This window comes from Oceanospirillum multiglobuliferum (assembly GCF_900167095.1).
GTDB classification, from domain to species: domain Bacteria; phylum Pseudomonadota; class Gammaproteobacteria; order Pseudomonadales; family Halomonadaceae; genus Oceanospirillum; species Oceanospirillum multiglobuliferum.
This window is the reverse complement of the sequence record NZ_FUXG01000016.1, coordinates 33,496-56,225: the sequence shown is the minus strand read 5'-3', so window position 1 is coordinate 56,225 and position 22,730 is coordinate 33,496. Positions and strand designations below refer to the sequence as shown.

At 47.9% G+C, this 22,730-nt stretch carries 17 protein-coding genes and 2 tRNA genes; 18 read left to right on the top strand and 1 reads right to left on the bottom strand.

Annotated features, from left to right (window positions below; translation table 11 throughout):
- Positions 1 to 183 precede the first annotated feature (183 nt).
- From grpE to greA, 8 genes are all read left to right on the top strand, one after another.
- The gene (grpE, locus tag B5D26_RS11705) at positions 184 to 759 is read left to right on the top strand and encodes a nucleotide exchange factor GrpE (protein ID WP_078745914.1); all 576 of its coding nucleotides are present in this window, start codon (positions 184 to 186) and stop codon (positions 757 to 759) included.
- A gap of 152 nt (positions 760 to 911) precedes the next feature.
- A complete protein-coding gene (gene dnaK / locus B5D26_RS11700; protein ID WP_078745913.1) occupies positions 912 to 2,840 on the top strand; it encodes a molecular chaperone DnaK in 1,929 nt (642 codons plus the stop codon).
- A gap of 172 nt (positions 2,841 to 3,012) precedes the next feature.
- Positions 3,013 to 4,146 (top strand): molecular chaperone DnaJ, encoded by a 1,134-nt coding sequence (dnaJ, locus tag B5D26_RS11695; protein WP_078745912.1) that lies wholly within the window; start codon positions 3,013 to 3,015, stop codon positions 4,144 to 4,146.
- 188 nt (positions 4,147 to 4,334) lie between these two features.
- A complete protein-coding gene (cysE, locus tag B5D26_RS11690) occupies positions 4,335 to 5,162 on the top strand; it encodes a serine O-acetyltransferase (protein WP_078745911.1) in 828 nt (275 codons plus the stop codon).
- Between the two features lie 36 nt (positions 5,163 to 5,198).
- Positions 5,199 to 6,002: a 4-hydroxy-tetrahydrodipicolinate reductase gene (dapB, locus tag B5D26_RS11685; protein WP_200810671.1), complete on the top strand. Its 804-nt coding sequence runs from the start codon at positions 5,199 to 5,201 to the stop codon at positions 6,000 to 6,002.
- A 411-nt stretch (positions 6,003 to 6,413) separates the two neighbouring features.
- Positions 6,414 to 7,559 (top strand): glutamine-hydrolyzing carbamoyl-phosphate synthase small subunit, encoded by a 1,146-nt coding sequence (carA, locus tag B5D26_RS11680; protein ID WP_078745910.1) that lies wholly within the window; start codon positions 6,414 to 6,416, stop codon positions 7,557 to 7,559.
- A gap of 58 nt (positions 7,560 to 7,617) precedes the next feature.
- Positions 7,618 to 10,842 carry a carbamoyl-phosphate synthase large subunit gene (carB, locus tag B5D26_RS11675; protein ID WP_078745909.1) on the top strand — a complete coding sequence of 1,075 codons (3,225 nt, stop codon included), beginning with the start codon at positions 7,618 to 7,620 and terminating at the stop codon, positions 10,840 to 10,842.
- Between the two features lie 2 nt (positions 10,843 to 10,844).
- Positions 10,845 to 11,321, top strand: a complete 477-nt coding sequence (gene greA, locus B5D26_RS11670; protein WP_078745924.1) for a transcription elongation factor GreA — start codon at positions 10,845 to 10,847, stop codon at positions 11,319 to 11,321.
- A gap of 128 nt (positions 11,322 to 11,449) precedes the next feature.
- Here greA and yhbY read toward each other — a convergent pair whose 3' ends face one another.
- Complete coding sequence (gene yhbY, locus B5D26_RS11665; protein WP_078745908.1) at positions 11,450 to 11,773, bottom strand: ribosome assembly RNA-binding protein YhbY; 324 nt, start codon at positions 11,771 to 11,773, stop codon at positions 11,450 to 11,452.
- Positions 11,774 to 12,262: 489 nt separating this feature from the next.
- On the opposite strand from yhbY, the gene ftsH reads away from it, so the two are divergent.
- The 10 genes from ftsH to infB all read left to right on the top strand — a co-directional run bounded on the left by ftsH (position 12,263) and on the right by infB (position 22,729).
- On the top strand, positions 12,263 to 14,242 hold the full coding sequence (ftsH, locus tag B5D26_RS11660; protein WP_078745907.1) for an ATP-dependent zinc metalloprotease FtsH: 1,980 nt from the start codon (positions 12,263 to 12,265) through the stop codon (positions 14,240 to 14,242).
- A gap of 59 nt (positions 14,243 to 14,301) precedes the next feature.
- Positions 14,302 to 15,150 (top strand): dihydropteroate synthase, encoded by an 849-nt coding sequence (gene folP / locus B5D26_RS11655; protein ID WP_078745906.1) that lies wholly within the window; start codon positions 14,302 to 14,304, stop codon positions 15,148 to 15,150.
- Between the two features lie 26 nt (positions 15,151 to 15,176).
- Complete coding sequence (gene glmM / locus B5D26_RS11650; protein ID WP_078745905.1) at positions 15,177 to 16,523, top strand: phosphoglucosamine mutase; 1,347 nt, start codon at positions 15,177 to 15,179, stop codon at positions 16,521 to 16,523.
- A 95-nt stretch (positions 16,524 to 16,618) separates the two neighbouring features.
- Positions 16,619 to 17,365, top strand: coding sequence for a triose-phosphate isomerase (tpiA, locus tag B5D26_RS11645; RefSeq protein ID WP_078745904.1), 747 nt, complete (start codon positions 16,619 to 16,621; stop codon positions 17,363 to 17,365).
- 21 nt (positions 17,366 to 17,386) lie between these two features.
- Positions 17,387 to 17,746, top strand: a complete 360-nt coding sequence (gene secG / locus B5D26_RS11640) for a preprotein translocase subunit SecG (RefSeq protein WP_078745903.1) — start codon at positions 17,387 to 17,389, stop codon at positions 17,744 to 17,746.
- 47 nt (positions 17,747 to 17,793) lie between these two features.
- Positions 17,794 to 17,880: transfer RNA gene (locus tag B5D26_RS11635), tRNA-Leu, on the top strand.
- A 56-nt stretch (positions 17,881 to 17,936) separates the two neighbouring features.
- A tRNA-Met gene (locus B5D26_RS11630) sits at positions 17,937 to 18,013 on the top strand.
- 81 nt (positions 18,014 to 18,094) lie between these two features.
- Entirely contained in the window at positions 18,095 to 18,556 is a 462-nt protein-coding gene (rimP, locus tag B5D26_RS11625) for a ribosome maturation factor RimP (protein WP_078745902.1), read from the top strand.
- A 23-nt stretch (positions 18,557 to 18,579) separates the two neighbouring features.
- On the top strand, positions 18,580 to 20,073 hold the full coding sequence (gene nusA, locus B5D26_RS11620) for a transcription termination factor NusA (RefSeq protein WP_078745901.1): 1,494 nt from the start codon (positions 18,580 to 18,582) through the stop codon (positions 20,071 to 20,073).
- Between the two features lie 28 nt (positions 20,074 to 20,101).
- Complete coding sequence (gene infB, locus B5D26_RS11615) at positions 20,102 to 22,729, top strand: translation initiation factor IF-2 (RefSeq protein ID WP_078745900.1); 2,628 nt, start codon at positions 20,102 to 20,104, stop codon at positions 22,727 to 22,729.
- Position 22,730 lies beyond the last annotated feature (1 nt).

Genomic DNA, 22,730 nt, shown 5'->3' with positions numbered 1-22,730 from the left:
TCAATAATAGATGTGTATTTATACAGTATTTATCCTGTATTCGACAATTGCCTCGCAATTTTTTTTATTTGTCTCTGTTTTTGTAGGGTTTGTTAAAAACAGAGGGTTGAAATAGCAGACGCTAACCCCATATCGGTTAGCAGTTGGTGATAACAGATCTTTTAGTGAGAGAGATAAAAGCGCATGACAACAGAAGAGCAGAAATTTCAGGAGCAGGTTGAGCAAGAAGTTAAACAAACTGCTGAACAGGCTGATGCCACTGTTGAAGAAGTTGACGTGAATGAAGCCGCCGAAGACAGCTTAGAAGCGCAGTTGGCTGCCGTGACTCTTCAACTTGAACAAGCAAAAGATCAGGCTTTACGCACTTATGCTGATGCGCAAAATATACGCCGTCGAGCAGAGCAAGACGTTGAAAAAGCGCATAAATTTGCTTTAGAAAAGTTCTCAAAAGAGCTGTTGCCTGTAATTGATAGTCTTGAGCGTGCCGTTGAAACCTTTGCACAGCATGAAGTTGCAGATGCTGTGAAAGAGGGTGTTGTAATGACTCTTGACCTGTTTGCGAGCACGTTAAGCAAATTCAATGTGGAATCGGTCAACCCAGTGGGTGAGCCGTTTGATCCGCAGCAGCATGAAGCGATGGCGATGGTGCCAAATCCAGATGTGGAACCAAACACTGTAATTGCCGTAATGCAGAAAGGTTATCTGCTCAATGGTCGTCTTGTACGTCCAGCAATGGTAATGGTTGCCAAGGCGCCTTAATTACCAAAAAGCAATTAAGAAAAAATTGATCAAGGCGCTTGAAACAAAAAAACAAGGCCTTATATAAGCAAACAAATAGCAAGTAACAGCGGCGAAAATATAAACAACGTCGCTGATATTGACAGAATTAGATTGAAAAATCGGAGAATATCATGGGTCGCGTTATCGGTATTGATTTAGGTACAACAAACTCTTGCGTAGCTATCATGGATGGCGGTAAGCCAAAAGTGATTGAAAATGCTGAGGGTGATCGTACCACCCCATCAATCATTGCATTTACAGATGATAACGAAATTCTGGTGGGTCAGTCTGCAAAGCGTCAGGCTGTGACCAACCCTAAAAATACACTGTTTGCTGTTAAGCGTTTGATCGGTCGTCGCTTTGAAGATGATGTAGTACAGAAAGACATCAAAATGGTGCCTTACACCATCACTAAAGCAGACAACGGTGACGCATGGGTTGAAGTGCGCGGCGACAGAAAAGCGCCACCACAGATCTCTGCTGAAGTGCTGAAAAAGATGAAGAAAACTGCAGAAGATTATCTGGGTGAGCCAGTGACTGAAGCGGTAATCACGGTGCCAGCTTACTTCAACGATTCTCAGCGTCAAGCCACTAAAGATGCGGGTAAAATTGCGGGTCTAGATGTTAAGCGTATCATCAACGAGCCAACCGCAGCCGCTCTGGCTTATGGTATGGACAAAGCCCGTGGTGACCGTACTGTAGCGGTTTACGACTTGGGTGGTGGTACTTTCGATATCTCTATCATCGAAATTGCTGAAGTAGATGGCGAGCACCAGTTCGAAGTATTGGCGACTAACGGTGATACTTTCCTAGGTGGTGAAGACTTTGACCTAGTCTTGATCAACTACTTAGCGGATGAGTTCAAAAAAGACACTGGCATCGACCTGCACAACGATCCTTTAGCGCTGCAACGTCTGAAAGAAGCGGCAGAGAAAGCGAAAATCGAACTGTCCAGCAGCCAGCAAACTGATGTAAACCTACCTTACATCACAGCGGATGCGTCAGGCCCTAAACACCTGAACGTTAAAATGACTCGCTCTAAGTTAGAATCTCTAGTGGGTGATCTGGTTGAGCGTTCTTTGGCACCTTGCGCTATCGCATTGAAAGACTCTGGTCTGTCTAAATCAGAGGTTGACGACATCATTTTGGTGGGCGGTCAAACGCGTATGCCTTTAGTGCAAGCTAAAGTGGCTGAGTTCTTTGGTAAAGAGCCGCGTAAAGATGTTAACCCAGATGAAGCCGTTGCGATTGGCGCATCTATCCAAGGTGGTGTATTGGCAGGTGACGTAAAAGACGTTCTACTGCTAGACGTTACACCACTGACGCTGGGTATCGAAACAATGGGTGGCGTTGCAACTCCAGTAATCGATAAGAACACCACGATTCCAACTAAGAAATCTCAAGTGTTCTCAACCGCAGATGACAACCAAACTGCAGTAACCATTCATGTGGTACAAGGTGAGCGTAAACAAGCGCAGCAGAATAAGTCTCTAGGTCGTTTCGACTTGGCTGACATTCCACCAGCACCGCGTGGCGTACCGCAGATTGAAGTGACTTTTGACATTGATGCGAACGGTATTCTGAACGTATCAGCAAAAGACAAAGCGACAGGCAAAGAGCAGTCTATCGTGATCAAAGCTTCTTCTGGTTTGTCGGATGACGAAATCGAGCAAATGGTACGCGATGCAGAAGCTAACGCTGAAGAAGATAAGAAATTCGAAGAGTTAGTACAGGCACGCAACCAAGGCGATGCGATGGTACACGCCACTAAGAAAACCTTAGTGGACGCAGGTGACAAAGCCTCTGCACAAGAGAAAGAAAAGATTGAAGCAGCTATCAAAGACCTTGAAGAAGCACTGAAAGGCAATGATGTTGAAGAGATCAAAGCCAAAACTAACGCTTTGACCGAAGCTTCTGGTGAGCTGGCGCAGAAACTGTACGCCGAGCAAGCAGAGCAAGCTCAACAAGGCCAAGGTGGCGCGCAACAATCACAAAGCTCAGCTAAAGCTGACGACGTGGTTGATGCTGAGTTTGAAGAAGTGAAAGACGACAAGAAATAAGTCGTTTACACAAGGCTAAAAACGCGCGGGAGTACTCTCCCGCGTTGTCGTCTCTTGTGATTACCTAACTTATTTTATGTACACAGAGGTTTCTCTGTAAGTCGTTAATAAATTTGTGAAAAAGTAGCTTAACCCCACTTCCTTCACCAAGATAAAAAGATGGTTGCTAGCAATGTCAAAGCGTGATTTTTACGAGATTCTGGGTGTCAGTCGCAGCGACGACGAAAAGAGCATTAAAAAGGCTTATCGTCGATTGGCGATGAAGTATCACCCGGATCGTAACCCGGATGACGCAGAAGCGGCAGAAAAGTTTAAAGAAGCCACTGAAGCCTATGAAGTGCTAACCGATGCCAATAAGCGTGCAGCTTATGATCAATATGGTCATGCAGGCGTTGATGGGCAGTCTGGTTTTGGTGGTGGCGGTCAGGGTGGCTTTAGCGACATTTTTGGTGATGTATTTGGTGATATTTTTGGCGGTGGCGGCGGTGGTCGCCATAACCCAAATGCGCCTCAGCGTGGTTCGGATCTGCGTTATCGTTTAGATCTGGATCTAGAAGAAGCCGTTCACGGTACAACCGTCAGCATTAAAATTCCAACTCAAGTGGCTTGTGATAGCTGTGACGGCACAGGTTCGGCAGATAAGTCTAAACCGACAACCTGTTCAACTTGTGGTGGTCATGGCCAAGTACGAATGCAGCAGGGCTTCTTCTCTGTGCAGCAAACTTGCCCAAGCTGTCATGGTCGCGGTACTAAAGTGACCAACCCTTGCCGTAAGTGTCGTGGCGAAGGCCGTGTTCAGGATCAGAAAACCCTGTCAGTTAAAATTCCACCGGGTGTTGATACGGGTGATCGTATCCGTCTGTCGGGCGAAGGTGAGGCGGGTGTTAACGGTGGCCCAACGGGCGACTTATACGTTCAGGTGAGTGTGCGTGAGCACAAGATCTTTGAGCGTGACGGTAAAGATCTGTATTGCGAAGTGCCAGTATCCTTTGTCGATGCGGCCTTAGGTGGTGAGTTGGAAGTGCCGACCTTAGATGGTCGTGTGAAGCTGAAGATTCCAGCCGAAACCCAAACGGGCAAGCTGTTCCGCCTACGTGGTAAGGGTGTGAAGCCTGTGCGTGGCGGTGTGCAGGGTGATCTGCTGTGTAAAGTGTTGGTTGAAACACCAGTCAATTTGACTGAGAAGCAAAAAGCACTTCTGCGTGAATTCCAAGGCAGCGTAGATGAAACCAGCGATCATCATTCACCTAAAAAAGCCAACTGGTTTGAAGGTGTGAAAAAGTTCTTTGAAGATATCAAAGGCTAATTGATAGCGCATTACGATGCAGGGAGTAATGCTCGGGCTAAGTGCTTGAGTGCTAACTCCCTGTTTTTATTTCTACGTTTAGTTTTACACCCTGTTTATCGAAGGCTATTTTAGCCATTATTAAAATAGCAACTTCTCTATTTTCTCAAAGCTAGCGCTGAAGTTTAAGCTGGCGCTAAGGTGATTGTATGGCCCCTATCTCTATCGATAAGCCTGCACTTTGGCAGGTCATTCAAGACGAAGCCCGTCTAGAAGCTGAGCGAGAGCCATTCCTTGCCAGCTATTTTCATTCGACCATTATTGCTCATAGCAACTTGTCGAGTGCGCTTTCTTATCTGTTATCCGTGAAATTGGCGGATGATGTAATGCCTGCCGTAATGCTGCGTGAGCTGATCGACCAAGCACTAGAAAGTGAGTGTGAAATCATCACGGCCACTTGCCAAGACCTTATGGCAGTGCGCGAGCGTGATCCTGCGGTGGATAAGTTATCCACTGTTTTACTGTTTCTAAAAGGCTTTCATGCGTTGCAAGCTTATCGCGTGGCGCACTGTATGTGGTGTCACGGTCGACGCTCCATGGCGCTTTACTTGCAAAGCCGTATCAGCTCAGTGTTTCAAGTGGATATCCATCCTGCGGCTAAAATTGGCCAAGGGGTGATGTTTGATCACGCCACAGGTATTGTCATTGGTGAAACCTGTGTGATTGAAAATGATGTGTCCATCTTGCAGAACGTCACCTTAGGCGGAACGGGTAAAGAGTCCGGCGACCGTCATCCTAAAATTCGGGAAGGTGTATTGATTGCAGCAGGGGCTAAGATCTTTGGTAATATCGAAATTGGCGCAGGTGCTAAAGTAGGCGGAGGTTCGGTAGTGCTTGAAAGTGTACCGCCTCATACCACTGTAGTGGGGGTGCCCGCTAAAATTGTTGGTCGCCCAGAGTGTGAAAAGCCTGCCTTAGACATGAATCAGCAAATCTCCCATTGTGAGGCTGTTGGTCAGCCTGCAAAAGCTGAATAAGCGCACCTAATACATAGACAAAGGAAAGAACAGATTATGATCAGAATTGCGGTAATCGGTGCAGCGGGTCGTATGGGTAAAACCAATATTGAAGCGATCACTCAAGCTGAAGGCGTAGTGTTAGGTGCAGCGATTGTTGAAGCTGACAGCTCGCTTATTGGCGCTGATGCAGGTGAGCTTGCAGGTGTAGGCAAGTTGAATGTTGCACTGGTGGGTTCTTTGTTGGCCGCTAAAGATGACTTTGATGTGCTCATCGATTTTACATCACCCAAGACCACTTTAGAGAATTTGGCATTTTGTGCACAGCATGGCAAAAAGATCATTATAGGCACAACAGGTCTGAATGAGGCTGAAAAAGCAGAGTTAGAATCTTATGCTGATCGTGTGGCCATTATGTTTGCACCGAACATGAGTGTAGGGGTTAACGTCTGCCTTAAACTGCTAGAAATGGCGGCGAGTGTGTTGGGTGATGATTACGATGTTGAAATCATTGAAGCTCACCATCGCCACAAGGTTGATGCGCCATCGGGTACAGCGTTGCGTATGGGTGAGGCGGTTGCAGGTGCTTTGGGTCGTAATCTGAAAGAGTGTGCCGTTTATGGTCGAGAGGGCCAAACCGGAGCGCGCACGCAGAAAGAGATCGGCTTTGAAACCATTCGTGCAGGTGATGTGGTAGGTGATCACACCGTGCTGTTTGCAACAGAAGGCGAGCGCATTGAGATCACTCATAAAGCATCAAGTCGTATGACTTTTGCTAAAGGTGCGGTACGTGCAGCGTTGTGGTTGGTTGATAAAGACGCGGGTTTATTTGATATGCAGGATGTTTTAGCACTGAAATAAGCCATGTCTTACACAACCTTATGAACAACTCTGTGCATAAGGTTGTGCACAACAGCTGTAAAGATTTTAAACAGGGAATAATGCGCGATTAGCCCGTTTAAATCGTGGACAGCGCTTAGGTAAATTGCATAGAATACGGCAGATTAACGGCTTCAGTGCAGGTCGTATCTCATCGAATAATAAAAAAAGCGGGATGGAACATTGTTTCATCTCGCTTTTTTACAACTTAGCTTTTTGTGGCCCAATCTGTAGTGTTCTAACAGATCCTGTGGCGAACCAGCTTTGTCGCTCAGTTTTAAAAACAAATTATTCAGCTTTGACCCTACAGGGTGAAGGCCTAGGATTATCGCAGCTGCGCAAAATGCAGCTCAAAGAATTTAAGTTCAGATCGCGTGACGGGAGGAGGTTGACTTGACTAGACCAGCCATACTGGCCCTTGAAGACGGCAGTGTTTTTCAGGGTATCGCCATTGGAAACGATGGTATTACAAGTGGTGAGGTTGTTTTTAATACCTCAATGACCGGTTATCAGGAGATCCTGACGGATCCATCCTATACCAAACAGATAGTAACGCTAACTTACCCACATATCGGTAATACCGGCACCAACAGTGAAGACGCCGAGTCTGACAATGTTTGTGCTGCTGGTTTAATTATTCGTGATCTTCCTCTTCTTGCTAGTAACTTCCGTAATCAACAATCTTTAGGCGACTACCTAAAAGCCAATGGCATCATTGCCATTGCTGATATTGATACTCGTCGCTTAACACGTATTTTACGTGAGAAAGGTTCTCTGCGGGGTGCGATTGTTGCGGGTGCGGATATTAGCGTTGAATCAGCACTTGAAGCGGCTAAAGCCTTCCCAGGCCTGAAGGGCATGGACTTGGCAAAAGAAGTGACTACCCGTCAGTCATACCGCTGGAACCAATCAAGCTGGGCGCTAGGTAAAGGTCACGCACACCGTGATGATAGCGAGCTGCCTTTCCATGTTGTTGCTTATGACTACGGCGTGAAGCAAAACATTCTACGTATGTTGGTGGAGCGCGGTTGTCAGTTGACGGTTGTGCCTGCGAAAACGCCAGCAAGCGAAGTGCTTGCGTTAAATCCAGATGGTGTGTTCCTGTCGAACGGCCCAGGCGACCCAGAGCCTTGTGATTACGCGATCGCGGCGATTAAAGAGATTCTAGAAACAGATATTCCAGTTTTTGGTATCTGCCTAGGTCACCAACTGTTGGCTTTGGCCAGCGGTGCAAAAACAGAAAAGATGAAGTTTGGTCACCATGGTGCCAACCACCCAGTACAAGATCTGGATACACAAGTTGTGATGATCACCAGTCAAAACCACGGTTTTGCGGTAGATGAGAACAGCTTGCCAGCGACGCTGCGTGCGACGCACAAATCACTGTTTGATGGCTCGCTGCAAGGTATTGAGCGTACGGACAAGAAGGCGTTTAGCTTCCAAGGCCACCCTGAAGCAAGCCCAGGTCCTCGTGATGTAGCGCCACTGTTTGATCGTTTCATTGAAAACATCAAAGCGCACGTGGCCAAGCGCGGCTAGCAGTCTGCCGAAACGCAAACTGAGAGTGATATCAACCTGATTTAGTGTGTGAAGAGCAATGCCAAAACGTACCGATATACAAAGTATTCTGATTCTGGGCGCTGGCCCGATCATCATTGGTCAGGCTTGTGAGTTTGACTACTCTGGCGCGCAAGCCTGTAAAGCGCTGCGCGAAGAGGGTTACCGGGTTATTCTGGTGAACTCAAACCCTGCCACCATTATGACAGACCCTTCGATGGCCGATGCGACTTACATCGAGCCAATCACTTGGCAAACTGTTGCAAAAATTATTGAGAAAGAGCGCCCAGATGCAGTGCTGCCTACTATGGGTGGTCAAACTGCGCTGAACTGTGCGCTTGATCTAGAAAAGCACGGCGTATTAGAGCAATTCGGTGTAGAAATGATCGGTGCTAACGCCGATACCATCGACAAAGCTGAAAACCGTGAGCGTTTCGATAAAGCGATGAAAGCGATTGGCCTAGAGTGCCCTCGCGCAGCCATCGCCCATAGCATGGAAGAAGCGCGTCAAGTACAGGCTGAGCTAGGCTTCCCTTGCATCATTCGTCCCTCATTCACTATGGGTGGCACGGGTGGTGGTATCGCTTACAACAAAGAAGAGTTCGAAGAGATTTGTGAGCGTGGTCTAGATCTGTCGCCAACTAATGAGCTGCTGATTGATGAGTCGCTGATTGGTTGGAAAGAGTACGAGATGGAAGTTGTGCGTGATAAAAACGACAACTGCATCATCGTCTGCGCCATCGAAAACTTTGACGCGATGGGTGTTCACACCGGTGACTCGATCACTGTTGCACCAGCCCAGACACTGACTGACAAAGAATACCAAATCATGCGCGACGCTTCCCTAGCGGTACTGCGTGAGATTGGTGTTGAGACGGGTGGTTCTAACGTACAGTTCGGTATGGATCCGAAGACTGGCCGTATGGTAGTGATCGAGATGAACCCGCGCGTAAGCCGCTCATCTGCACTGGCCTCTAAAGCAACGGGCTTCCCAATTGCGAAAATCGCGGCGAAGTTGGCGGTGGGTTACACCTTAGACGAACTACAAAACGATATTACTGGTGGTCGTACCCCTGCATCGTTTGAGCCGTCTATCGATTACGTTGTGACCAAAATCCCTCGTTTCACTTTCGAGAAATTCCCGCAAGCGAATAGCCGTCTAACTACACAGATGAAGTCTGTGGGTGAAGTGATGGCGATTGGTCGCACACTGCAAGAGTCTATGCAGAAAGCATTGCGTGGCCTAGAAGTGGGTTCAACTGGTTTTGACCCTATTCTAGACATCACTGCTGACGACCATATGGAAGTGCTGATGGGTGAGTTGCAAAACCCAGGTGGCGATCGTGTTTGGTACGTAGGTGATGCTTTCCGCGTTGGTATGAGCATTGATGAGATCTACGCTGTTTCTGGTATAGATCCTTGGTTCTTGGCGCAAATCGAAGACCTAATCAAAGATGAAGCTCGCGTGGCCAAAATGGGCATGGCCGAGCTGACCTATGACGTGGTGTATCGCCTGAAGCGCAAAGGTTTCTCTGATGCGCGTTTGGCAACATTGCTGGGTGTGTCGGAAAAAGAGTTCCGCAAACTGCGTCAGAAATTGGGTGTACGCCCAGTTTACAAGCGTGTGGACACTTGTGCGGCTGAGTTCGCATCTGATACCGCTTATATGTACTCCACTTACGAAGAAGAGTGTGAGGCAGAGCCATCTGACCGTGAAAAAATCATGGTCATCGGTGGTGGCCCTAACCGTATTGGTCAGGGTATTGAATTCGACTATTGCTGTGTACACGCAGCACTGGCCGCTCGCGAAGACGGTTACGAAACCATTATGGTGAACTGTAACCCTGAAACCGTTTCAACGGATTATGACACCTCTGATCGTTTGTACTTCGAGCCGATCACCTTAGAAGATGTGTTAGAGATTGTTGAGAAAGAGAAGCCAAAAGGTGTGATTGTACAGTTTGGCGGTCAAACACCGTTGAAACTGGCGCGTGCTTTGGAAGAAGCCGGTGTACCGATTATTGGTACTTCTCCTGATGCGATTGACCGTGCAGAAGACCGTGAACGCTTCCAGAAAATGATCGAGCGTTTAGAACTGCGTCAGCCGCCTAATGCGACAGTGCGCAGCTTAGAAGAAGCTTTGGTTCAAGCGAAAGAGATTGGTTATCCGCTGGTTGTGCGTCCTTCCTATGTATTGGGTGGTCGTGCAATGGAGATCGTTTACAGCGATGAAGAGCTGAACCGTTACATGAACACTGCGGTGCAAGTGTCAAACGACAGCCCTGTTTTGCTGGATCACTTCTTGAATGCGGCTGTTGAAGTGGATATCGACGCGGTATCTGACGGTAAACACGTGGTGATCGGTAGTATCATGCAGCATATCGAACAGGCGGGTGTTCACTCTGGTGACTCTGCTTGCTCATTGCCACCTTACAGCCTGCCATCTGATGTACAAGATCAGATGCGTGATATGGTTAAGCGTATGGCGCTTGAGCTAGGCGTAGTAGGTTTGATGAACGTACAGTTGGCTTGGCAGGACAATGAAGTTTACGTGATCGAGGTTAACCCTCGTGCGTCACGTACTGTGCCATTCGTGTCCAAGTGTATTGGCGTCTCTCTGGCGAAAGTGGCGGCACGCTGCATGGCTGGTAAAACATTGGAAGAGCAAGGTTTCACTAAAGAGATCGTACCTACTCTGTACAACGTGAAAGAAGCCGTGTTCCCGTTCAACAAGTTCCAAGGTGTTGACCCGATCTTAGGCCCAGAGATGAAATCGACAGGCGAAGTGATGGGCGTAGGCGAAACCTTCGGTGAAGCTTTCCTAAAAGCACAGCAAGGTGCTGGCGAGCGTCTACCACAAAATGGTGGTCGCGTGATTCTGAGCGTACGTGATGCTGACAAGCCTTATGTGGTTGAGCTGGCGCGTTCACTACAGAAACTGGGCTTTGAACTGTTGGCAACCAAAGGTACTGCTACAGTGCTTGAGGCGGCAAACATTCCAGTGAAAGTGGCGAACAAAGTGACTGAAGGCCGTCCGCACTTGGTGGATATGCTGAAGAATGATGAAGTGGCGTACATTGTGAACACCACTGAAGGTCGCAAGGCGATTGCAGACTCTTCCATGATTCGTCGTACCGCGCTACAACATAAAGTACCTTACACCACGACTTTGGCAGCGGCTAAAGCGGTGTGTATGGCGCTAGAATTTGGTAGCGAAATTAACGTGCGTAGCTTGCAAGAAATTCATGCAGGGGTTAAATCATGAGTGTGACTCGTTTCCCGATGACCGTAGCCGGTGAAAAACGTCTACGGGAAGAGTTGGAAGACCTGAAAACAGTTCAGCGTCCGCGTGTGATTGAAGCCATTGCTGAGGCGCGTGCGCACGGTGATCTTAAAGAGAATGCGGAGTACCATGCGGCTCGTGAGCAGCAGGGTTTTATTGAAGGCCGTATTCAAGAGTTGGAAGGCAAACTGTCAACCTCTCAGGTGATTGATATCACGGCGATCCCGAAAACGGGCAAAGTGATTTTTGGCACCACCATTGACCTGATCAATTTGGACACAGATGCAGAAGTGCGTTACCAGATTGTGGGCGATGATGAGGCGGATATTAAAGCTGGCAAAATTTCTGTCAGCTCACCTATTGCGCGTGCGCTAATTGGCAAAGAAGAAGGCGATGTTGTAGTCGTGATCACCCCAGGTGGTGATGTGGAGTATGAGATCGACCAAGTACACCACATCTAACGGCGGTTAGCGGTTAGGATGTGGAACTGAAAGCCGCTGAGTGGATCCCCTTAGTGGCTTTCAGTGCCAAGGCTTGAAATGAAAACAGGGGGCATCAGCCCCCTGTTTTTTTAGTGAATCGGTCAAAATTAGCGATTCAAATAGTGCTCATAACGCACAAGGTTGGATAGCTTAACATTCTGCTCACGTGATTTACGGAACAGGACAGCCATTTTACCAATGGTTTGTACCAGCTCAGCTTTAGTTTGCTGACAAAGTTCCTCAATCAGTAGGCCCTTTGATTCGCGGTCTGCCACACTGATACGGACTTTGATCAGTTCGTGATCGGTAAGTGCGCGGTCGACCTCAGCGATTAGTCCCTCGCTCAAGCCGTTTTCTGATACGATCACAACCGGATTAAGATGATGAGCGATTGAGCGGTACTGTTTTTTTACTGCTGATGTCAGAGACATATAACTTCCTGAAGTGCTTGCCTTGAATTTGGCTTTGGGAAAACCCACATTGTAGCTAAGAGCTGCTCGGTTGATAATAACCAGTAGAGTTATGTTAGCAGGAAAATAGTGTGTCTAGCGCAAAATTTATTCAGGGCAGTCACGCTGAGTAGGCTGTTTTGAAGAAATCATGCAAGCTATTGGCGACTACCCAGTGGATGTCGTACTCTCTGATTAGGAGGCTCCGATTCTTGAGAAAAGGACAACTCTTTGGGTAAAGGCGTTTCATGTGCAAACTTTGATGCAGGCAGTATGCGAACCCAATAAAAATTTAAAGCGATCATGACACTCAAACCTGATGCTTTACTCACTGAAGAGGTGATATTTATTAGCGAAAGGTTTTAAAGGCTAAACACAGGTCGGATGGTTGAACTGAATTGTGTATAGTATTGTCTATTCAAGAGCCTGAATTTACAGGTAACCAAAGCAGTCAAAACAGAGGGTGAGCCCTTGAACGATATGGCAAAAAATCTAATCTTGTGGCTAGTCATTGCTGCAGTGTTGCTTACAGTGTTTAACAACTTCAGCGTTGATTCTTCTCCGTTGAGATTGAACTACTCGAGTTTTGTTGAAGAAGTTCAACAGGACCAAGTCCGAAAGATTGTTGTAGATGGTTACAACATTGCGGGGGAACGTATTGATGGCAGTCGTTTTGAGACGATTCGTCCAGCAATTCAAGATCCAAAGCTGATGGATGACCTGATTCGTCACCAAGTGGTGGTGGAGGGGCGTCAGCCAGAGCAGCAAAGCATGTGGTCACGTTTACTGGTGGCAAGCTTCCCTATTCTGATCATTTTGGGGATCTTCATCTTCTTCATGCGCCAGATGCAGGGTGGCGGCGGCGGTGGCAAAGGCCCGATGAGTTTCGGTAAGTCTAAAGCGCGCTTGTTATCACAAGACCAAATCAAAACCACTTTTGCTGATGTGGCAGGTGTGGATGAGGCGAAGGAAGAAGTAAAAGAACTGGTCGACTTCCTACGGGATCCGGGTAAGTTTCAGCGCCTTGGCGGTAAAATCCCTCGTGGTGTTTTAATGGTGGGGCAACCGGGTACGGGTAAAACCATGCTGGCCAAAGCCATTGCGGGTGAAGCGAAAGTACCGTTTTTCACTATTTCAGGTTCTGACTTCGTTGAAATGTTTGTGGGTGTGGGTGCATCCCGTGTACGCGACATGTTTGAGCAGGCCAAAAAGCAGGCCCCTTGCATCATCTTTATTGACGAGATTGATGCCGTAGGTCGTCAGCGTGGCTCTGGTATGGGCGGCGGTCATGATGAGCGCGAACAGACCCTTAACCAGTTATTGGTTGAGATGGATGGTTTTGAAGGCAACGAAGGTATCATCGTTATTGCAGCAACTAACCGTCCTGATGTGCTCGATGCGGCCTTGCTGCGTCCCGGACGTTTCGACCGTCAGGTGACTGTTGGCTTGCCAGATATTCGAGGTCGTGAACAGATTCTAAAAGTGCATATGCGTAAAGTGCCGATTGCGGATGATGTGGATGCAGCCATTATCGCACGTGGTACACCGGGTTTCTCTGGTGCAGACTTGGCGAACTTGGTAAACGAAGCGGCACTGTTTGCAGCGCGTTCAGACAAGCGTTTAGTACGCATGGAAGAGTTTGATCTGGCAAAAGACAAAATCATCATGGGCACCGAGCGTAAGTCGATGGTGATGTCGGACAAAGAGAAACTGAATACGGCTTATCACGAGGCAGGCCATGCGATTGTTGGGCGCTTAGTGCCTGATCATGACCCAGTGTACAAGGTCAGTATCATTCCACGTGGCCGTGCGCTAGGTGTAACGATGTTCCTGCCAGAAGAAGACCGTTACAGCCACAGTCGTCAGGCTCTGCTAAGCCAGATTTGTAGCTTGTACGGTGGCCGCATTGCAGAAGAGATGACCTTAGGCTTTGATGGCGTGACTACGGGTGCTTCTAACGACATTAAGCGGGCAACAGAGCTGGCGCATAGCATGGTCACCAAATGGGGCTTATCTCAAGAGATGGGGCCGCTCATGTATAACGAAGATGAGTCTCATCAGTTCTTGGGTGGGCCATCGGGTGGTGGGCGTGGCAAGTTTGCGTCGGCAGAAACGGCTAGCAAGCTAGACAAAGAGATTCGTAAAATTACGGACTCATGCTACGCCCGCGCGCATCAGCTGTTGCTTGATAATCGAGATAAGCTGGACAAGATGGCACAAGCACTGATGCATTATGAAACCATTGATGCAAAACAGATTGATGCCATTATGGCCGGACTAGAGCCTGATGCTCCAGAAGGTTGGGTTGAGAAAGAGCGTAAGCCTGATGCTTCAGTCGCATCAACGGTTGTTGAGTTGAAGCCAAGTGCAGACGTGGAGCCTAAAGACACTGATAAAGGTCAAGAGGGGCGAACTCAAAGTGACTCTGACGAAGGTAAACCTGACGCATAAGGTTGCCTAAACGAGAAGGCGTGATTAAAGTGTTCGATTTTCAAGCAGAGTAAACTTGGATGTCGGATCTGGAATCACGCCTTTTTTTTTGTGGTAAGCATTGCCTTGATTTAAAGCAGTCTCAGGTTATGGGTATTTTAAACGTTACCCCTGATTCATTTTCTGATGGTGGTCGGCACCAAGGGTTAGATCAAGCGCTACGCCATGCAGAACAGATGTTAAAAGAGGGCGCTACCCTGATCGATGTCGGCGGGGAATCCACTCGGCCCGGTGCGGCAGATGTGTCAGAACAAGAAGAGCTTGATCGAGTTGTTCCTATAGTTGAGGCGGTTGTAGCGCGTTTTGATGCTTTAGTTTCAGTCGATACCAGTACGGCGGCCGTTATCACCGCGTCTGCAAAAGTAGGGGCAAGCTTGATTAATGATGTGCGTGCCCTAGAGCGTGAAGGCGCGTTGGCAGCAGCAGCGGCAACTGGATTGCCGGTGTGTTTGATGCATATGCAAGGACAGCCTAAAAATATGCAGCTGAATCCGAGCTACAACGATGTTTTGCTCGAAGTTAAAAGCTATTTACAAGCCCGTATTACAGCCTGTCATGCTGCTGGTATCAAAAAGCAGCAGATATTGTTAGATCCCGGTTTTGGTTTTGGTAAAACTGTGACGCAAAACTATAGCCTGTTGAAAAATCTGCAAGAAATTGAAGCGATGGGGTACCCGTTGTTAATTGGCACATCGCGCAAAAGCATGATTGGTGCAGTTACAGGTCGTGAAGTAGATGAGCGTTTGGCGGGAAGCTTGGCGACTGTAGCTTTAGCGGTAGAGCGTGGCGCTTCCATTATTAGAGTGCACGATGTGGCGGCGACAGTTGATGCAATTAAAGTTGCCCACTCTATGCTTATTGCACCTTAAGAATATAATAATTTATAGGTTGAAAAATGAGTCGTAAGTATTTTGGTACGGATGGTATTCGTGGAGAAGTAGGCCAGTTTCCAGTGACGCCTGAGTTTGTTTTGAAGTTAGGCTGGGCTGCGGGTCGAGTTTTTAATCGTAATGGCCATAATAAAATTTTAATTGGTAAAGACACACGTATTTCTGGTTATATGTTCGAGTCGGCACTAGAGGCTGGCTTGTCTGCTGCCGGTGTTGATGTTTATCTGTTAGGCCCAATGCCTACGCCTGGCATTGCTTATCTTACGCGTACCTTCCATGCGCAAGCGGGTATCGTGATCAGCGCTTCCCATAACCCGTTTCAAGACAATGGCATCAAATTCTTCTCTGCAACGGGAACTAAGCTACCTGATGACATTGAGCTGCAAATAGAAGCAGAGCTGGATCAGCCGATGCAGACTGTTGCACCAAGTAAGCTAGGTAAAGCCAAGCGTATTGATGATGCAGCAGGTCGTTATATTGAGTTTTGCAAAAGCACCTTCCCAAATGAGTTTAACCTGAAAGGTCTGAAGATCGCGGTAGATTGTGCACATGGTGCGACCTATCACATTGCCCCTGCGGTGCTTAATGAGCTGGGCGCTGAAGTTATCTCCATTGGCGCGAAGCCTGATGGTTTGAATATCAATGAGGGCGTGGGGTCTACGCACCCAGAGGCATTGGTTGAGGCTGTTCTAGCACACAAAGCTGACTTGGGGATTGCTTTGGATGGTGATGGCGATCGCTTGATAATGGTGGATCAATCAGGTCGCATTCTAGATGGTGATGACCTGTTATATATCATTGCAAAGGATATGCAGGCGCAAGGTGTTTTGAATGGAGGCGTGGTTGGCACTCTGATGAGTAACTACGGTCTAGAGAAAGCATTTGATGAGCAAGGCATCGCATTCAAGCGTGCCAAGGTGGGTGACCGCTATGTCATGGAGTTGCTAAAAGAAAATGACTGGCGTCTTGGCGGAGAGAACTCTGGGCACTTAGTCTGCAAGCATGTACAAACGACAGGTGATGGCATTGTATCTGCGTTGCAGGTGCTTGCGGCAATGAAGCGTAGCGATAAAAGTTTAACGCAACTGTTGCAAGGTCTTGAGAAGTTGCCACAGGTATTGGTGAATGTGCGCTTGGGAGCTGACTCAGCTGCAGAGGTACAGCGTCAGCCTGAGGTGCAGTCTTGTATTGCACAAGTAGAGCAGCAGCTGGCGGGGCGTGGTCGTTTACTTTTACGTGCGTCGGGTACAGAGCCTTTGATTCGAGTGATGACAGAAGGGCAAAATGAAGAAGAGGTCTCTGCTTTAGCGCAACAGCTTGCAGATGTGATTACAGCGGTTGTAAATCGCTGATTAAGGCCGTTAACAGAGCTGTCGACTTGACTATGCAGCTTGTCAGATTGAGGGCTATGCAGTAATATTTTGCGCCCTGAAATACAGGAAATTTTATGCGAAAGAAGATTGTTGCTGGCAACTGGAAAATGAATGGCTCAAATGAGCTGATAAATACACTGTTGCCACAATTGGCTGAAGTAGCAGAGACCTTGAGTGCAGAGGTGTTGGTCTGTCCACCTGCACCCTATCTGGTGTCAGCAAAAGCTCACGCTGGCTCAAGTGTTTTAATTGGGGCGCAAAATTGTCATGATCAGCCATCAGGTGCTTATACGGGTGAAATCTCGGTGGGTATGCTGCAAGAGTTGTCGGTCGGTTATGTGTTAATTGGCCACTCTGAGCGTCGAGCCTTATTTGGCGAAACCGATGCACAGGTCGCTGCAAAAGTTGTTGCTGCGGTTCAGGCTGATTTGATAGCAGTGCTCTGTGTTGGCGAAACCTTGGAAGAGCGTGAATCTGGTCGTACGCTAGACGTGGTATTGTCTCAAGTGGCTGCTGTCACTAAAGTGCTGTCGGTCACGAACTGGTCGAACCTTGTAATTGCCTATGAGCCTGTTTGGGCTATTGGTACAGGCAAAACTGCGACAAGTGAGCAGGCGCAGGCTGTTCATGCTGCAATTCGTGCTGCTTTAGCAGAGCAAAGTGCCGACGCAGCAGCACAGATGCCTATTTTATATGGCGGCAGTGTAAAAGCTGATAATGCTAGTGAGCTATTTGCCCAGCCTGATATTGATGGCGCATTGGTTGGTGGTGCATCGTTGGATGCAAAAGAATTTATTTCAATCTGCCAGCAGGCGGGTTAATTTCTAAAAAGGTCAAAAACGATGGAAACCTTAATTTTGGTTGTGCACGTTATACTTGCTGTGGCTTTGGTCGCGCTGGTATTAATTCAGCAAGGTAAAGGTGCTGAAGCTGGTGCATCTTTTGGTGGTGGTGCCTCGCAAACGATCTTTGGCAGTACAGGAAATACTAGCTTTTTAGGCCGAATCACGGCTATAATTGCGACCCTGTTTTTCGTGACTAGTTTGGCGCTGGCTGTTTATGCCAGTCAGCAGGCTAAATCGGTGAACAGTGCAGCAACAACAGGTATTGTGACTCAAGAAGCAGTGCAGGAGTCTAACGCACTTCCAGTTCTTGAGGAAAATAAAGCGCCAGCAGATGGTGATGTACCTGTAACAAAATAGCCGATAATAAAAGGTTGTTTTATAAGCTTGCTCGCAGTATCGGATATGCCGAAGTGGTGGAATTGGTAGACACGCCATCTTGAGGGGGTGGTGATCGTATGATCGTGCGGGTTCAAGTCCCGCTTTCGGCACCAAATGCAGCTTTCCTTGACTAATGATGAGTTAGTCAATAGAATGCACAGCTTCTTGATGCGGGATGGAGCAGTCTGGTAGCTCGTCGGGCTCATAACCCGAAGGTCGTCGGTTCAAATCCGGCTCCCGCTTCCAATTTTTTAACAAAAAGCCCCTTTTATAGGGGCTTTTTGTTAGCTTCTGAAAATTATCGGTTAACAATTTTGGGGTGAATTGATGGCAAAGAAAGAGACTTTGCTTATCGATCTGGCTAGACCAGTCGTCGAGGCGTTAGGGCTTGAGTTCTGGGGGCTAGAATATAAGCCACAAGGTAATCACTCTCTGCTGAGAATCTATATTGACGGGCCAGATGGCATCACTGTCGAGCATTGTGGAGAGGTTAGCCGTCAGTTGGGTAACGTGATGGATGTTGAAGACCCCATCAGCAGTGAATATACCCTAGAAGTATCATCCCCTGGTATGGATCGCCCGCTGTTCACTATTGAGCAATATGCGCGTTACCGTGGACATAAGGTGAGTTTGCGCTTGAATGTAGCCTTTGAAGGCCGTCGTAAATTCATCGGTATTATAAATGGCACTGAAAATGACGAAGTGCTACTGGTTATCGGGCAGGACGAATACTGTCTGCCGATTGAAAATATAGATCAGGCTCGGATCGTACCACAGTTTGATGACTAAGGACTTTTTGTTGAGGCAATGGCATGAGTAAAGAAATTCTTCTGGTAGTAGATGCCGTTTCGAACGAGAAAGGCGTTTCTAAAGAAGTGATTTTTGAGGCGATCGAACTTGCGCTAGCGAGTGCCTCAAAAAAACGTTTCGAAGATGAAGAAGCGGATGTTCGAGTTTCTATTGATCGTCGCACGGGTGGCTATGAGACGTTCCGTCGTTGGACTGTGGTTGAGGACATCGAGCTTGATGATGTTGACCATGAAATATCGCTGACAAACGCGCTGAAAAAAGACGCCGCCCTAAAGCTGGGTGATGTGATTGAAGAGCAGATTGAATCCATCGCATTCGGCCGTATTGCAGCACAAACCGCAAAGCAAGTGATCGTACAGAAAGTACGTGAAGCTGAGCGTGCAGAGATCGTCAAGCAGTATGCTGAAAAGCAGGGCGAGATTGTTAACGGTACTGTAAAGAAAGTGACCCGAGACGGCATTATCGTTGATCTGGGTGGGAATGCTGAAGCTTACCTACCTCGTGACGAGATGATTTCTGGTGAGAAATATCGCATCAACGACCGTGTGCGTGCGCTATTGGCAGAGGTTAACCCAGAGGCTCGTTCGGCACAGTTATTACTGAGCCGCTCTCGTCCACAGTTTTTGATTGAGTTGTTCCGCATTGAAGTACCTGAAATTGCAGAGCAGCTTATCGAAATTCGTGGTGCAGCGCGTGACGCTGGCCTGCGTGCCAAAATTGCAGTAAAAACCAACGACAAGCGTATTGACCCAGTAGGTGCTTGTGTTGGTATGCGTGGTTCACGCGTGCAAGCTGTATCCTCTGAACTGGGTAACGAGCGTGTTGATATTGTGTTGTGGGATGACAACCCGGCTCAGTTGGTCATCAACGCAATGGCACCGGCAGAAGTGGCCTCGATCATTGTTGATGAAGATAAAAATGAAATGGACGTTGCGGTTGCCTCCGAGAATTTGGCTCAAGCCATCGGTCGCAATGGGCAGAACGTACGTCTGGCCAGTGAGTTAACTGGTTGGAAAATTAATGTTATGACCGAAGAGGAAGCGGACGCCAAACAAGGTGAAGAGTTCGACAGCATTATACAGCTGTTTATTAGCCACCTTGATGTTGATGAAGAGCTTGCCCGTCTACTTGCAGACGAAGGCTTCACCAGCTTGGAAGAAGTTGCCTATGTACCTATCGATGAAATGTTGTCCATCGATGGATTTGATGAAGATTTAGTTAAAGATCTGCGCAGCCGTGCAAAAGATGAGCTGTTAACCCTTGCTATCGCAACTGAAGAGCAGCTGGAAGATTCTGAACCAGCAGAAGATCTTCTGACAATGGATGGTATGGATAAGCATCTTGCATTTACTCTTGCAAGCAAAGGCATCCGTACTATGGAAGATCTAGCCGAACAGTCAATTGATGACTTGCTCGATATTGATGGTATGTCTGAGGAAAAAGCGGGTCAGCTCATCATGACAGCCCGTGCCCCTTGGTTCGAAGGCGGCGAATAAGCGCAGCAAAGTCACAGGAGATTAATGAATGGCAGAAACAACTGTAAAAGAGTTCGCCGAGAGCGTTGGCCGACCTGTGGGACGTTTGCTGGAGCAGATGAGCGAAGCAGGCCTACCACACAAAAGTGAACAGGAAACCGTATCAGAAAAGGACAAGCAGAGCTTGTTAGCATACCTGAAAAAAAGCCATGGTGGTGATGCAGCGGAGCCAGGGAAAATTACTCTGAATCGCCGTACTACGACCAAGCTGAAAACGAATGCAGGTAAAAAGACGGTTAATATCGAGGTGCGTAAAAAGCGTACTTACGTTAAGAACACTGAAGCAGAACAAGCCGCAGAAGCGGCTCGTTTGAAGGAAGAAGAAGCTGCGCGTAAAGCTGCAGAGAACGCTAAGCGCAAAGCAGCTGATGAGGCTAAGCGTAAATCTGCTGATGAAAAGCGTAAAGCAGAAGCACCTGCGCAACGCGCCTCGCAAGATGGTTCAGGTCAGAAAGCTGCCCCGCAGCAGCGCCCTGCTCCACAGCAGCGTCCTGCTCAGCAACCGCGTTCATCACAACCTCCACGCCCAGCACAAGCACCTAAGCCAGTCGATATTGTTGAGCCAGTTGTTGTCAGTGACATAGTTGATATTCCTTCTCCTGAGCGTAAGAAAGAAGAAGTGGCGAAGAAGTTCCGTGACGAGTCCCCTGCTAGCACTAAAGGTGCGGGTGCCGGTAAGTCTAAGAAAACTTCTGGCAAGCCTGAATATGCTGAGCGTAAAGAGAAAGAAATTGCACCTCGTCGCGGTAAGAAGGAAGTACGTAGCGCGAAGAAAACTGCTAAGCGCAGTGGCAGTACTAATGGCAATGATCGTTCTTCTGGGCCAAAGCGTGAGCATGGTTTTGAGCGCCCAACTGCGCCAATCGTACGTGAAGTTGCGATTCCAGAAGCGATTACAGTAGCTGAACTAGCGGAACGTATGACCGTTAAAGCAGCTGAAGTAATCAAAGTTATGTTCAAGATGGGCGCCATGGTGACCATCAACCAAGTGATTGATCAAGACACTGCACAGCTTGTAGTGGAGGAGATGGGTCACAAGTTCAAGCTGCTGAATGATAATGCGCTTGAGGATGACGTATTAGACTCAATCAGCTACGAAGGCCATGAGATGAATCGTGCGCCTGTTGTTACTGTTATGGGTCACGTTGACCACGGTAAGACGTCGTTACTTGATTATATTCGTCGTGCCAAAGTAGCGTCAGGCGAGTCAGGTGGTATTACCCAGCACATCGGTGCGTACCACGTAGAAACTGGTCACGGTATGATCACTTTCTTGGATACTCCAGGCCACGCTGCGTTTACCGCAATGCGTGCACGTGGTGCTAAAGCCACTGACGTTGTAATCCTTGTGGTTGCTGCGGATGATGGCGTGATGCCTCAAACGGAAGAAGCGATTCAACACGCTAAAGCTGCTGGTGTACCCATCGTTGTTGCTGTGAACAAAATTGATAAAGAAGGCGCAGACCCAGATCGCGTTAAGAACGAGCTGTCAGCTAAAGATGTTATCCCTGAAGAGTGGGGCGGTGATGTGCCGTTCATCCACGTTTCGGCGAAAGTGGGCACAGGTATTGATGAACTGTTAGACGCTGTTCTATTACAGTCTGAAATGCTTGAGCTGACTGCTGTACCTGAAGCACCTGCGAAAGGTGTTGTGGTAGAAGCGCGCTTGGATAAAGGTCGTGGCCCAGTTTCAACAGTTCTAGTTCAGAACGGAACGCTGCGTAAAGGCGATATCATTCTTGCAGGTCTGCACTATGGTCGTGTACGTGCCTTGTTAGATGAAAATGGTCAGCAAACAGCAGAAGCAGGTCCTTCTATTCCAGTTGAAATTCAAGGTTTAGATGGCACGCCTAACGCTGGTGATGAGTTCACCGTTGTTAAAGACGAGCGTAAAGCGCGTGAAGTGGCAATGTTCCGTCAAGGCAAGTTCCGTGATGTGAAACTGGCTCGTCAGCAAGCTGCTAAGCTTGAGAACATGTTTGAAAACATGGGCAAAGGTGAAATTGCTAGCTTGAATATCGTACTGAAAACAGATGTACGTGGTTCTTTGGAAGCGATCTCTGCCTCATTGCAAGAGCTGTCTACTGATGAAGTGAAAGTAAGCATTATCTCTTCTGGTGTAGGTGGTATTGCTGAGACTGACGCAAACTTAGCATTGGCATCTAATGCTATTCTAGTTGGCTTCAACGTGCGTGCAGACGCATCAGCACGCGCGATTATTGAGCGTGAAGAGCTAGACTTACGCTACTACAGCGTTATTTATGAGCTGATCGACCATGTGAAACAAGCAATGACTGGTATGTTAGCGCCAGAATTCAAAGAAGAGATCGTGGGTATCGCAGAAGTGCGCGATGTCTTCCGCTCTCCGAAACTGGGCGCTATTGCAGGTTGTTTGGTGGTTGAAGGTAGCGTATTCCGTAATAAGAAGATCCGCGTTTTACGTGATAACGTTGTTATCTACGAAGGCGAACTTGAGTCACTACGTCGCTTTAAAGATGACGTAAACGAAGTTCGTAACGGCGTAGAGTGTGGTATCGGCGTGAAAAACTACAACGATGTTAAAGTCGGCGATAAAATCGAAGTCTTTGACAAAGTTAAAGTTGAGCGCACGCTGTAAG